Source organism: Mycobacterium paraintracellulare, from assembly GCF_000276825.1.
In the GTDB taxonomy this organism is placed as follows: domain Bacteria; phylum Actinomycetota; class Actinomycetes; order Mycobacteriales; family Mycobacteriaceae; genus Mycobacterium; species Mycobacterium intracellulare.
Genome location: NC_016948.1, coordinates 138,224 through 150,388, shown reverse-complemented (window position 1 = coordinate 150,388; position 12,165 = coordinate 138,224). Strand labels below are relative to the sequence as shown.

Below are 12,165 nucleotides of genomic sequence, written 5' to 3'. Positions count from 1 at the left end.
AGTACTCTCTCACCATGCTCACCGGGCCCGGCCGCGGACGTGACCGCCTGCTTTCCGCGGCGTTACGCCTGTTCGCCGCGAAGGGGTACGCGGCCACGTCGGTGGCCGACATCCAGCGCGAATCGGGCCTGGCGCCCGGCTCGGGCGCGCTCTACAAGCACTTCGGTTCCAAACGCGAGTTGCTCGAGGCCGCGGTCGCGCACCGGATCGACAGCATCGTGGCGGCCCGCGAGCAGTACGACGCGGGACAACCGGGCAGCGTCGAGCACGCGGTGCGCACCGCCGGGCAGCTGATCTGGAGCAACCTCAAACACAGCGAGGATCTGCTCAAGGTCATGCTGCGCGAGCCCGACGAGCTCGGCGATCTCGACGAGAAGACGTGGCAGGTCATCACCGACAACGCCTACCAACGCTTCGCCGACGAACTGGCCGCGTCGAATCGCTCCGGGCGCACCAGCATTCCCGACCCCGAAGCGGCCGCGGCGGTCGCGATCGGCTCGCTGTCCTACGCCGCGACCCTGCAAGCGCTCACCGGCCGCCTGCCCGGCAACACCGACGAAGAACGGTATTTCGAGGCGTGGGTCAACCAGACCGTCAGCGTCCTGGCCCAGCACGCGAATCCCCGAAACCCTTTGAACACCAACAATTCAGGAGACCAGCAGTGACGTTTTCACTACAACTGTCCGATGACGTGATCGAAGTCCGCGACTGGGTGCACAAATTCGCGGCCGACGTCGTGCGGCCCGCCGCCGCGGAATGGGACGAGCGCGAGGAAACACCGTGGCCGGTGATCCAGGAGGCCGCGAAGGTGGGGCTGTACTCCCCCGACCTGTTCGCCCAGCAGGCGGCCGAGCCGACGGGCCTGGGCATGCTGACGGTGTTCGAGGAATTGTTCTGGGGCGACGCGGGTATCGCGCTGTCCATCATGGGGACGGGACTCGCCGCGGCGGCGCTGGCGGGCAACGGAACCCCCGAACAGCTGGGCCGCTGGCTGCCCGAGATGTTCGGCACCGCCGACGAACCCAAGCTGGGCGCGTTCTGCTCGTCGGAGCCCGACGCGGGTTCCGACGTCGGCGCCATCCGCACCCGCGCGCGCTACGACGAGGCGACCTCCGAGTGGGTCCTCAACGGCACCAAGACGTGGGCGACCAACGGCGGCATCGCCAACGTGCACATCGTGGTGGCGTCGGTCTACCCAGAGCTCGGCACGCGCGGCCAGGCGACGTTCGTCATCCCGGCGGGCGTCAAGGGCCTGGCGCAGGGCCAGAAATTCAAAAAGCACGGGATCCGCGCCTCCCACACCGCCGAGGTGGTGCTCGACGACGTCCGGCTGCCCGAGGACCACATCCTCGGGGGCCGGGAGAAGTTCGAGGCGCGCATCGCCCGCGTCAAGTCCGGGGCCTCCGCGCGCGGGCAGGCCGCGATGAAGACCTTCGAGCGCACCCGGCCCACCGTCGGCGCGATGGCCGTCGGCGTGGCCCGGGCCGCCTACGAGTACGCGCTCGACTATGCCTGCCAGCGTGAGCAATTCGGCCGCAAGATCGGCGAATTTCAGGCGGTGGCCTTCAAACTGGCGGACATGAAGTGCCGCATCGACGCCGCCCGCCTGCTGGTGTGGCGCGCGGGATGGATGGCCCGCAACAACCAATCCTTCGACTCCGCGGAGGGGTCGATGGCCAAGCTGGTGGCCAGCGAAACCGCGGTCTATGTCACCGACGAGGCGATCCAGATCCTGGGCGGCAACGGGTACACCCGCGACTACCCCGTCGAGCGGATGCACCGCGACGCGAAGATCTTCACGATCTTCGAGGGCACCAGCGAGATCCAGCGCCTGGTGGTCTCCCGGGCGCTGACGGGTTTGCCTATCCGGTGACGATCGCCGCTTGACGCGTCGCGCGGCCCGCGGCCCGCGCCGGCCGGGGAACGCGACATGATGGCGGGATGGCTACCGAGATCCGGGTGCTCGACAGCGAGGACGATCTGATCGCCGCCGCGAACGTGTTTCGCACGGCCATGGTCGGGTTTCCGCCGCTTACGGGGCTCGCCCCCGGCCAGATCACGACGCTGCTCGAGCCGGGCCGGACCGTGGGGGCATTCGCCGACGGTCAACTCGTCGGCACCGCCGATGCCGTGACGAGCCGGTTGACGCTGCCCGGCCCCGTGATCGTGGGTCACGCCGCCGTCACCCATATCGGGGTGCTGCCGTCGTTCACCCGGCGAGGCATCGCCACCGAGCTGATCCGTCACCAGCTGCGCGACTTCGCCGCACGCGGTGAGGTGGTGGCGACGCTGCGGGCCTCGGAGGCGACGATCTATGGGCGCTACGGCTACGGCGTCGCGAGCTCGTCGCAATCCGTCGAGGTCCACACCGCGCGGGCGGGGCTGCGGCGCGACGTCGGGACCGGCGGTCGGGTGCGCCTGCTCGACACCGCGCAGGCGTGGGAGTTGCTGCCGCGCATCTATGCCGAGAACCGTCCCGCCCGCCCGGGCACCATCGACCGCCCACAGTCGTGGTGGCAGGGCGTGCGGCTGCGCGCCGAATCCGACCCGGGGGCCGCGTATGTCGCCGTGCACGGCGAGCCGGGATCCGAATCCGGCTTCGTCCGATACCGCCCGATCGACACCGAGCGGTGGTTCGTCAGCGACCAGCGCACCATCGTGGTGGAGGATTTCTTCGGGCCCACGGCCGAGGCCTATCTGGGGTTGCTGCGCTTTCTGCTCGGACTGGATCTTGTTGACCGCGTGCTGTTTTGGATGCTGCCGCTCGACGATCCGCTGCCCTGGCTGGTTGCCGACCGGCGCGCCGTGCGGGTCACCGCCGTGCACGACGAAACCTGGCTGCGCATCATCGATGTGGCGGCGGCGCTGTCCGCCCGCGGCTACGGTGGCGACGGTGCCGTCACCATCGCGGTCAATGACCCTGCGCTGCCGGCCAATTCGGCACGGTTCGCCATCGCGGCCGACGGCGTCACGGTCACCGACCGGCAACCCGACGTCACCGTCGACGTCGAGGGGCTGGGCGCCGTCCTGTTGGGCGGCACCACGTGGCGCGATCTCGCCGTGGCCGGGCTGGCCCGTGCCGACGATCCCGAAGCGCTAACGGCGGCCGATCGATTGTTCGCCGTGCCCGAGGCGCCCCACGCCGGGTTTTACTTCTGAGGGCGGGGGTGATGCGGATGATCGTCGTCATCGGCGCGGGAATATGTGGCCTCGCGGCGGCCTACGAGCTTTCGCGGCGCGGCCACGACGTCGTCGTGCTGGAGCGCGGGCGGCCATTCGGGGAGCAATCCGCCGGGCTGGCGCGGATATTCCGGGTCGCGCATCGGCGCCCGGCGCTGTGCCGGTTGGCGCTGACGGCGCGAACGGGCTGGCAACGGTGGGAATCCGAGTTCGGCGCGGGGCGACTGCTGGGCTCCGAGGGCTTCATCGCCGCCGGCGTCTGCGACGACGTCGCGGCGGCCATGAGCTCCGCCGGCGCGCAGTTCTCCCGGCTCGGGCGTTCCGAAATCGCGGCACGGATTCCGTTCGCGGTCGTGCCTTGGGAGACAGGAGTTTTCGATCCCCTCGGCGGCAGCCTGCGCATCCGCCGCGCCCTGAGCGCGTTGGCGCGCCGCGTCGCCATCCGCAACGCACACGTGCTGTCGGTGGCAGACGACGGCGCGACGACGCTCGCCGACGGCACCGTGCTGCGCGGCGACCGCGTGCTGATCTGTGCGGGTGCGCACACCCCAGACCTGTTCGGTCCGCTCGGGGTTGACTTCGTTCCGCACACCCGCTTCACCTACCGCGGCGCGGACGCGGTCGGCGCGCCGTGCCTGTCCGCGCCCGAGGGCTACGGATTGCCGCTCGGCAGTACCGGCCGGTGGGCGTTCGGCCAGGAGGTGGCGGACCCCGCGACCGTGCGCACGCTGTTCCCAGCACTTTCGCCGGTGGACCAGGTGGACTGCGTCAGTGTCCGCGCCCCGTGGCTCGATCCGGGCGGCGACGGCTGGACGGTGGCGCAGCGTGGGCGCGTGCTGGCGTTCGTCGGTAGCAATCTCATGAAATTCGGGCCGCTGCTCGGTGAACTGCTGGCGCGGGCCGTGCTGGACGACGAGGTGCCCGCGCAGTTGCTCCTGGACTAGGCGCTAAACCGCAAGGGCGGCAACGTAACCCACGTCACCGACCGAGTGCGTCAGCCGTGCGGCGCCTCGGAGATCTTCGTGTCCGGCTTTCCGAGCGTCTGGCAGTACGTCGTCACCGAGAGCCGCGTCGCCGAGATCTCGACGTTGCTCGGGTCTGCGCCGCTCTTGTCCTTGAGCATCTTGCTGACTTCGTCGTTCTGCTTCTTCTCGTCCTGCGTGGTGAAGTCTTTGCACTTTGTGTCGCCGCCGGTGTTGATGACCTGTGAGGCCGAACACGCGCTGGACAACAAGACGGAGATCGCGATCGTGGCTGCCGCAATGTACTTCATCGTGTGCCTTCCTGGGTGCGAGTAGTGGTATCAGTACACCAAATCCGCTGATTTCAAACCCCTTCACACCGCGAAGTCCGCGCCCGCAGCGGCGGCGCGATCACGTCCACGGGAATAACCACCCGGGTGGCGTCGCGTTCTACGATCGTCGGCCGCGCGTTGGAGGGGGAGAAGACCAGTGATCTCGTCGAGCGTGCGCAGCGGCCGCAACCGCCGAGCGCGTAACGGCCGGGCCGCCACCCGGGCCCTGTTCGTCAGCGTGCTGGCGTTGCTGCTGGCGACGGGATGGGTCGCCAACCACTTCGTCGCGTTGATGCCGGTGATCAGCGGCCGCGAACACCTCAGCACCGCGACCCTCGATGGCATCTTCGGCATCTACGCGCTCGGGCTGCTCCCCGGGTTGCTGATCGGCGGCCGCGCGTCGGACGCGTTGGGCCGGCGGCCAATGGCGCTGGCGGGCGCGGCCGCCACCGTGGCGGGGACGGTGGCGATGCTGCTGTCCCAGCACACCGGCGCGCTGCTGGTGGGCCGCCTCGTCGTCGGGGTCGGTGTGGGCCTTGCCATCAGCTCCGGCACCGCGTGGGCGTCCGACCTGAGGGGCCCGGCCGGCGCCGCGACCGCCGGCGCGGTACTCACCGCCGGCTTCGCCATCGGGCCGTTCGCCGGCGGGGGATTCGCGTGGGCCGGGCAGTCCGGCATCCAGGTGTCGTTCGCCGTCGCCGCCGCGATCGTCGTGCTGGCATCGCTTGCCGTCGCCGTCGCGGCCACACCCGGCGCACACGTGGCCCGGCCGGCGCCGCCCCCCGACGCGGGCCCGACGGGACCGGCGGCACAGGGAGTGTCGCGGCCCCTGAGTTGGGCCATGCCGCTCGCACCGTGGGTATACGCCTCGGCGACACTGGGTTTCGTCACCATCCCCACGCGGTTGCACACCGCGCTGGCGGCCCCGATCGCGGCGGGCACGGCCACCCTGATCGTCAACGGGGTCAGCGGTGTCGTTCAGGTCCTGGCCCGCACGCGCCGGTGGGGGCCACAGACCGGGACCGCCGGCGCGGCTTTGGCCGCGGTCGGCTACGTGGTGGCCGCGACGACGCCACCGGCCCTGACGCCCGCGGTCGGGATACCGCTGTTGTTGATCCTGGGCTGCGCTTCGGGCCTGTGCCTGCGGGAGGGCTTGATCGATCTGGAGGCCGCGGCGCCGCAACACCTGCGGGGCGCTCTGACCGGGGTGTTCTACGTCGTCACGTACATCGGCTTCGCGCTGCCACTGTTGTTGGCGACCGCCGAGCCTGGCGTCTCGGCGGCGATCCTGTCGGCCATGGCGGCGCTGGCGTCGGTGAGCGCGGTCGGCAGGGCGATGCGGCTACGACGAGATAGTCACCGCCAGAACTGATTTGGCTCCACAGCGGCCGTCACACCAGTTCGCGCAGCGTTTCGATGAGCTTGATCCGCTCGGCCGTGGTCGACGCGATGGGCGCCACGTTCAGCGTGGTTACCCCCGCCTCGCGGTAGGCCGCCAGACGTTCCTTGACGAACGCTCGGGAGCCGATCAGGTTGACGTCGCGCACCAGATCGTCGGGCACCACCTTGGCGGCGCCGTCCTTGTCGCCGGCAAGGTAGAGCTCCTGGATCCGGTCGGCCTGCGGGCCGTACCCGTACTTGGTGGCCAGGGTGTGGTAGAAGTTCTTGCCCTTGGCGCCCATCCCGCCGATGTAGAGCGCCAGGTGCGGTTTGACGAATTCCCTTAGCGGCTCGACGTTTTCGCCGATGGCCAGGACGGGTCCGGCGTAGACGTCGAGCTCGCCCAGCGCGGGGTCCCGCTTGGCCCGCCCGGTGGCCAGCGCCTCCCCCCAGACGTCCTGCGCCTTTTCGGGCAGGTAGAAGATCGGTTGCCAACCCTCGGCGATCTCGGCCGCCAGTTCGACGTTCTTCGGCCCCAGCGCGGCTACCAGTATCGGGATGCGTTCACGCACTGGGGAATTGATGAGCTTGAGGGGCTTACCCAGCCCGGTCCCCCGGTCGGGCGGCAGCGGGATCGTGTAGTGCTTGCCCTGGTGGCGCACGGTCTCGCGCCGCCACACCTGGCGGCAGATGTCGATGACTTCACGCGTCCGGCCGATCGGGGCGTCGTAGGGCACACCGTGGAAGCCCTCGATGACCTGCGGGCCGGACGCGCCCAGGCCGAGGGTGAACCGGCCGTCGGAGACGTAATCCAGGCCCGCCGCGGTCATCGCGGTCAGGGTGGGCGTGCGGGTGTAGAGCTGCAGGATGCCCGACGCCAGCCCGACCCGCTGTGTGCTTGCCGCCAGGTAGCCGAGCGCGCTCACCGCGTCGAACGAATACGCCTCGGGGACAAAAACAATATCCAACCCGGCGCGTTCCAGGTCGGCCACTTCGGCGGCCACGTCCTTGAAACCGCCCGCATAATTGACGCTCAAACCAATCCGCATGGTCCCTACTTCTACGCGGTGCCGGATTGATTGGCCAACTCCAGCGCCTCCCGCTGGATGCGGTCGAACTGGGCGCCCATCGCCTCCGACAATGCCGTCGCGCCCGACAGCGGCCGCACCATCACCACGAAGTCGTCGATCAGCCCGTCGTCGTCGAAATGCAAGAAGTCGCAGCCGGTGATCTTCAACCCGGGCGCCCCGACGATCCCGGTCTCGAAAACGAAGGCGTGGTCGCGGCCGCCTGCGTCGTGAATCTCCCGGATGTAGCGGAAGTCCTCGAAGACGCGCAACACACCGCGCAGGATGGCCGCGGTGATCGGCTTGCCGACATACGGCTTGAACGCCACCGGGCTGGTGAACACCACCGTGTCGGCCAGCATCGCCTGGATGGCCTGTTCATCGCGCTCTTCGACGGCCGTGCGGAACGGGTGCATCAGCGACCTCGCATAGTCAACTTGTTGAGTAATGAGGTCGACGCTAAGGCCGCCGTCGGGAATTGTCCAGGGTGCGGTTGGTCACTTTGTTGACTAGTCGCATCGCTGTACGATCGGCCGGTGTCGCTGCGTGACGCGGTGTTGGCGGCCCTCCTCGAGGGCGAGTCGTCGGGATACGACCTGGCCAAGGGTTTCGACGCCTCGGTCGCGAACTTCTGGCCGGCCACCCCGCAGCAGCTGTATCGCGAACTGGATCGACTGGCCGAGCAGGGCCTCATCCGGGCACGGGTCGTGCGTCAAGAACGGCGGCCCAACAAGCGGATGTTCTCGCTGACCGAGGCCGGGCGCGAGGCGATCCGGCAGTTCACCGCGAAGGCGCCGAAACCCTCGGTGATCCGCGACGAGCTGTTGGTCAAGGTCCAGGCCGCCGACGCCGGCGACATGCCGGCTGTGCGCGAGTCCATCCTCGAGCGGATGCAATGGGCGCGGGCCAAACTGCAACGCTACGAACGGTTGCGGGCGCGCATGATGGACGGTCGCACCGAGAAGGAGTACCTGGCCCACACCGACCGGGTCGGCCCCTACCTGACGTTGGTCCGCGGAATCTCGTTCGAGGAGGAGAACATTCGATGGGCCGAGCAAGCCCTGGCTGTCATCGAACGACGCCTGTCGGCGATTCGCGGACCGCGGTGAAGAACTTGGTGCGCATCAACCGGTCGAAGACCGCCGGCAATTCGTGGAAGGGCCGACCATACTCGGTGGCCGCCTTGTCGACCAGGTTCACGGCCGTGACACGCCAATGCCGCTGGGCCAGAAACTCTTTGGTGTCGATGCGCGCATCGTCGTACCACAGCTCGGCCACCGGAGGCTGACCGGTGTCTTGGCTGATCGTGGGGACATTGTCGGCGAATTCGCGCACTTCGCCCGGGGCGGGACCGAGTTCGGCGGCAATATGGCTACCGGTCGCCGACAACTCGTGCAGCCTTTCGAACAGCGCATCCTGGGCCGGCCCGGGCAAATACGGCAGCAGTCCCTCGAGCGCCCACGCCGTCGGCCGGTCGGGGTCGAAGCCGGCCGCGATCAGCGCGCCGGCCCAGTCATCCCGTAAATCCGTGGCGACGGTGATGCGCCTCGTCGAGGGCACGGCGCCCTGCCGGTCGAGGACCTGTTGCTTGAACGCGAGCACCCGAGGCTGATCCACTTCGTAAACCGTGTGGCCCGCGGGCCAGTCCAGCCGGTACGCCCGCGAATCCAATCCGGCCGCCAAGATGACCGCCTGGCGCGTCCCCGATCGGGTGGCATCAGCGAAAAACTCGTCGAAGAATCGCGTCCGCACCCCTACCCACTGCGCGTTGAAGGCCGCGGCACTGCTCATGTCGGCGTTGTCCACGGCCGCAATCAGATTCGGTTCACCGGCGGCGGCGACGAAGCCGGCGGCGAAGTCGTCGTTCGCCAACGGCGGCTGCAGACCCGCGTCGAGGGCCCGCGCCGCACACACCGCCAAGGCGGTGAAGCCGACGCTCGTCACGATATCCCAGGTATCGCCGGCGCTTCGGGCCACAACGGCCTCCCTTCGGTCATCAATCGGGAAGTCAAAGATTCGTTCGCACAGCTAACGATAGCGTACGCCGTGCACCGCCGGGCGCATCGCAGGTGACGAGCGCAGCGTTAGCCTGAGGCATGACCGACTACCGCTCACCGTCGACCGGTCGGGTAGTGCGTGCAGTTCTGTTCGATACGTTCGGAACGGTCGTCGACTGGCGCTCGGGGATCGCCGCCTCGGTACGGCGTTTCGCGCAGCGCCAACACATCGACGTCGACCCCGACGCGTTCGCGCTGGAGTGGCGCAGTCGATACCTGCCCTCCATGTCCGAGATTCGCTCGGGCCGACGGGAATTCGTGTCGCTGGACGTTCTGCATCGAGAGAACCTCGTCGCATCGCTCGCGAAGTTCGGCGTCAGTGCCGACGCGCTGCCCTGCGACGAGGTGCAGGCACTCGCCCGGTCGTGGCGCTGGCTGCCACCGTGGCCGGACAGCGTCGACGGCATCGCGGTCATGAAGCGGCACGTCATCGTCGGGCCCTTGTCCAACGGCAACACCGGGCTGCTGGTCGAGATGGCGAAGTACGCGGGCCTGCCCTGGGATGTGGTCCTGGGTTCCGACGTCAGTCAGGCCTACAAGCCCGACCCGCGGGCCTACCAGACTCCCGCGCGATTGCTGGGCCTGGAGCCCGGTGAGGTGATGCTGGTGGCGGCGCACACCGCCGACCTCGAGGCGGCCCGCGATAGCGGCCTGGCGACCGGTTTCGTCGCGCGCCCGCAGGAGTACGGGCCGGACCCGGTGCCCGCCCCCGCGCCCCCGGGCCCCTGGGACGTCTCAGGCACCTCACTGGTCGAACTGGCGGGCTCACTGTTCGGTGCGCAGGGCCGACCTTGAGTGCCCCGACTTTCGAAGAGGTTGCGCGAAAGCTACTTCCAGGCGAAAACGGGTTGTTCCAGCCCGTCGACCGGGTCGTGGCGGCCTTCCAGTCCCAGCCACCGCAGCTGCAGGAGCACCGCCCCGGTGGGCGCGTGGATCAGGTCGCCCCCCAACGGAATCTGGACAACCGGTCGCGGGCTCTCCGGGATGGCGATGAATCGCGGCGAATCGTCACGTTGCAGTTGGTGCAGGCCCACCCGGTACACCGCGACGACCTCGTCGGGCGATGGGCGCGGATCCAGGCGGCCGCCTCCCCAAATCACCACCGGCGTAATGACATATCCGGACCGGGTCGGGTAATCGTCGAGCAGTCCCAGCACGGTCGCCTCGGGGAGTTCGATGCCGACCTCCTCGCGCAATTCCCGCAGCGCGGCCTCGACGGCGGTCTCGCCCGGGTCGAGGCGGCCACCGGGTAACGCCCACTGCGCGGCGTGCGAAGTGAGTCGAGAAGCCCTGCGGCACAGCAGGAAAGCCGCCCCGCCCGACACGTCGACCATGCGCCCGTCGAGGCCGGCCGCGGGCAGCCCTCGATCGACGTTCCAGTCGTCCACCGGCGCCGGATCCACCCGGTCCTCCCCGACATCGGAGTCGACGAGCACCACCGCCACGGCGGCGTGCCGCTTGGCCGGATCGGCCACGCTTCGACGCTCGTGGCCGGCGAGATTGCTCCGGATCCGCTCGTGTAGTACCTGGTCATAGGGGATGGTCACCGCTCGAGCCTAGGCGGGGTCGTCCGGGCCGCGTGCTTGGTCCCCACCCGTCACCGGTGGTTAACTGCCAGCATGCGACGACAACCCGAGTTGGCCCGACGCTTCTTCGATCGCTACGAGCCGGTGCACGCGGTGACGTATTTCGCGCCCGAGGCCCGGGCGGCGTTGGACGCGTTGGGTTACCGGGGTTTCTGGATGGGCTATTTCGCGGCCCGCTCCGCGCCGCTGGGCATGGTGCCGCGGGAGGTCGTGACCTCGGTCTTCTACAACTTCGCGCCCGAACGGGTTGCCAAGGCGTTGCCGGCGGCGTGGGAGATCGCGGGTCCGGAGGCCGCATTGCGGGCGCGCCAGGAGTCCGCGGTGGCGGCGCTGCGCCGCTACGGCCTCGGGTCGGACGAAAACGTCCGCGTGGCAGCCGAACTCGCCGGGAAGGCGGCGCGCCACGCGCCGCTCGATGCCCGCCCGCTGTTCGCCGCTAATCTGGCCCTGCCCTGGCCCGACGATCCCCTGGCCGCGCTGTGGCACGCCACGACGCTGCTGCGCGAACAGCGCGGTGACGGGCACGTGGCGGTGCTGGCGGCGGCGGGCATCTCCGGACGTGAATCCAACGTCTTACACGCCGCGGCGGGCAACGTCGCGCGCGACTACATCGCCCGCACCCGCGATTACGACGAGGCGGCATGGCGCCATCACGAACAGCGCCTCGCCGAGCGCGGGTTGCTACGCGATGACGGGACGCTGACCGCCGCGGGGCGCGAACTGAAGGACCACATCGAGTCGAGCACCGACGCCCTTTGCCTGTCGGTGCTCGACGTGCTCAGCGACGACGAGGTCGAAACGCTGTTTCGGGCGCTGTCCCCCATCACGCGCGCCGTGGTCGCCGCCGGCGATATCCCCGCCGCGACCCCGATGGCGTTACGCCGCGACGAATTGCAGGATGACAACGCACATTTGGTGGACCGATGAGCGCCCGGCGAGTGCCCGGCGGGGTGGTGCACAAGCTGCCCGCCGACCTGCGCGAGTCGTTGCTCGCCAACCCCACGGCCCTGGCCGCCTGGAACGACATCACGCCGCTGGCCCGAAACGAGTTCATCTGCTGGGTCGAGGATGCCAAGCAGGAGGCCACCCGGGCGCGCCGCATCCGCCGCACCGAGGAGGAGCTGGAGGAAGGCAAACGCAGGCCGTGCTGCTGGCCGGGCTGCAAACACCGCGAACGCACCGGAAGGTAGGCGCCCTAGCGTCCCAGCGGTTTGTAGAAGACCAGGCCGTTGCCCTTGTTGTCATAGACCACGGCGCGTCGTTCGTGGGCGTCGTCGTAGGGGCCCTTGACGATGCCACCACCGCTGGCCTCGACAGCCTTCGCCGCGGCGTCGACGTCCGCGGTCTTGATGCCGACGACGACCTGGCCGGGGATGGGATGGTCCACGGCGGTTGCCAGCGCCAACGTGACCGGGCCCGCATCCAGGGCCGCGAAGTGCGCCCCGTCGCGAAACTTCAACGGCATGCCCAGGGTCTCGCTGTAGAACCGGATCGACTCGTCCAGGTCGTCGGTGGACAGGATGATCATCTTTGCTTCGTGCTCGGTCATGGCGCCTCCGTGTGGCTGGATCGCTATCAGCCTAGGCGGACGGGCATCCCGG

15 protein-coding genes are annotated in these 12,165 nt (G+C 69.2%); 9 read left to right on the top strand and 6 right to left on the bottom strand.

What is annotated here, in order from left to right; all coding sequences use genetic code 11:
* The first annotated feature begins 14 nt into the window (after window positions 1–14).
* The 4 genes from OCQ_RS00755 (at window position 15) to OCQ_RS00740 (ending at window position 4,124) form a co-directional block, all read left to right on the top strand.
* Entirely contained in the window at window positions 15–665 is a 651-nt protein-coding gene (locus OCQ_RS00755) for a TetR/AcrR family transcriptional regulator (RefSeq protein WP_014383620.1), read from the top strand.
* A complete protein-coding gene (locus OCQ_RS00750; RefSeq protein WP_008262881.1) occupies window positions 662–1,873 on the top strand; it encodes an acyl-CoA dehydrogenase family protein in 1,212 nt (403 codons plus the stop codon). Before OCQ_RS00755 ends, OCQ_RS00750 begins: the two co-directional genes overlap by 4 nt.
* Before the next feature lie 68 nt (window positions 1,874–1,941).
* Window positions 1,942–3,159 (top strand): GNAT family N-acetyltransferase, encoded by a 1,218-nt coding sequence (locus tag OCQ_RS00745; RefSeq protein ID WP_014383619.1) that lies wholly within the window; start codon window positions 1,942–1,944, stop codon window positions 3,157–3,159.
* A gap of 17 nt (window positions 3,160–3,176) precedes the next feature.
* Window positions 3,177–4,124 (top strand): NAD(P)/FAD-dependent oxidoreductase, encoded by a 948-nt coding sequence (locus tag OCQ_RS00740; protein WP_026071079.1) that lies wholly within the window; start codon window positions 3,177–3,179, stop codon window positions 4,122–4,124.
* 50 nt (window positions 4,125–4,174) lie between these two features.
* Here OCQ_RS00740 and OCQ_RS00735 read toward each other — a convergent pair whose 3' ends face one another.
* The gene (locus OCQ_RS00735) at window positions 4,175–4,453 is read right to left on the bottom strand and encodes a hypothetical protein (protein WP_008262877.1); all 279 of its coding nucleotides are present in this window, start codon (window positions 4,451–4,453) and stop codon (window positions 4,175–4,177) included.
* A gap of 178 nt (window positions 4,454–4,631) precedes the next feature.
* On the opposite strand from OCQ_RS00735, the gene OCQ_RS00730 reads away from it, so the two are divergent.
* On the top strand, window positions 4,632–5,846 hold the full coding sequence (locus OCQ_RS00730; RefSeq protein ID WP_014383618.1) for an MFS transporter: 1,215 nt from the start codon (window positions 4,632–4,634) through the stop codon (window positions 5,844–5,846).
* A gap of 19 nt (window positions 5,847–5,865) precedes the next feature.
* Here OCQ_RS00730 and OCQ_RS00725 read toward each other — a convergent pair whose 3' ends face one another.
* Together OCQ_RS00725 and OCQ_RS00720 are read right to left on the bottom strand one after the other, a co-directional pair.
* Window positions 5,866–6,903, bottom strand: a complete 1,038-nt coding sequence (locus tag OCQ_RS00725) for an LLM class F420-dependent oxidoreductase (RefSeq protein WP_014378822.1) — start codon at window positions 6,901–6,903, stop codon at window positions 5,866–5,868.
* A gap of 11 nt (window positions 6,904–6,914) precedes the next feature.
* Window positions 6,915–7,337 carry a nuclear transport factor 2 family protein gene (locus tag OCQ_RS00720; protein WP_014378821.1) on the bottom strand — a complete coding sequence of 141 codons (423 nt, stop codon included), beginning with the start codon at window positions 7,335–7,337 and terminating at the stop codon, window positions 6,915–6,917.
* Between the two features lie 120 nt (window positions 7,338–7,457).
* Here OCQ_RS00720 and OCQ_RS00715 point away from each other — a divergent pair, with 120 nt between their 5' ends.
* Entirely contained in the window at window positions 7,458–8,030 is a 573-nt protein-coding gene (locus OCQ_RS00715; protein ID WP_009956861.1) for a PadR family transcriptional regulator, read from the top strand.
* Here the strand turns inward: OCQ_RS00715 and OCQ_RS00710 are convergent.
* The gene (locus OCQ_RS00710) at window positions 7,990–8,898 is read right to left on the bottom strand and encodes an SAM-dependent methyltransferase (protein WP_014381601.1); all 909 of its coding nucleotides are present in this window, start codon (window positions 8,896–8,898) and stop codon (window positions 7,990–7,992) included. The genes OCQ_RS00715 and OCQ_RS00710 overlap by 41 nt on opposite strands.
* A 119-nt stretch (window positions 8,899–9,017) precedes the next feature.
* Here OCQ_RS00710 and OCQ_RS00705 point away from each other — a divergent pair, with 119 nt between their 5' ends.
* On the top strand, window positions 9,018–9,773 hold the full coding sequence (locus OCQ_RS00705) for a haloacid dehalogenase type II (protein ID WP_014378819.1): 756 nt from the start codon (window positions 9,018–9,020) through the stop codon (window positions 9,771–9,773).
* A gap of 32 nt (window positions 9,774–9,805) precedes the next feature.
* On the opposite strand, the gene OCQ_RS00700 is transcribed toward OCQ_RS00705, so the two are convergent.
* The gene (locus tag OCQ_RS00700; RefSeq protein ID WP_014378818.1) at window positions 9,806–10,525 is read right to left on the bottom strand and encodes an NUDIX hydrolase; all 720 of its coding nucleotides are present in this window, start codon (window positions 10,523–10,525) and stop codon (window positions 9,806–9,808) included.
* 72 nt (window positions 10,526–10,597) lie between these two features.
* On the opposite strand from OCQ_RS00700, the gene OCQ_RS00695 reads away from it, so the two are divergent.
* Together OCQ_RS00695 and OCQ_RS00690 are read left to right on the top strand one after the other, a co-directional pair.
* Complete coding sequence (locus OCQ_RS00695; RefSeq protein ID WP_014383617.1) at window positions 10,598–11,491, top strand: SCO6745 family protein; 894 nt, start codon at window positions 10,598–10,600, stop codon at window positions 11,489–11,491.
* Complete coding sequence (locus tag OCQ_RS00690) at window positions 11,488–11,754, top strand: YdeI/OmpD-associated family protein (RefSeq protein WP_014710794.1); 267 nt, start codon at window positions 11,488–11,490, stop codon at window positions 11,752–11,754. Before OCQ_RS00695 ends, OCQ_RS00690 begins: the two co-directional genes overlap by 4 nt.
* 5 nt (window positions 11,755–11,759) lie before the next feature.
* Here OCQ_RS00690 and OCQ_RS00685 read toward each other — a convergent pair whose 3' ends face one another.
* On the bottom strand, window positions 11,760–12,113 hold the full coding sequence (locus OCQ_RS00685) for a VOC family protein (protein ID WP_009956869.1): 354 nt from the start codon (window positions 12,111–12,113) through the stop codon (window positions 11,760–11,762).
* Window positions 12,114–12,165 lie beyond the last annotated feature (52 nt).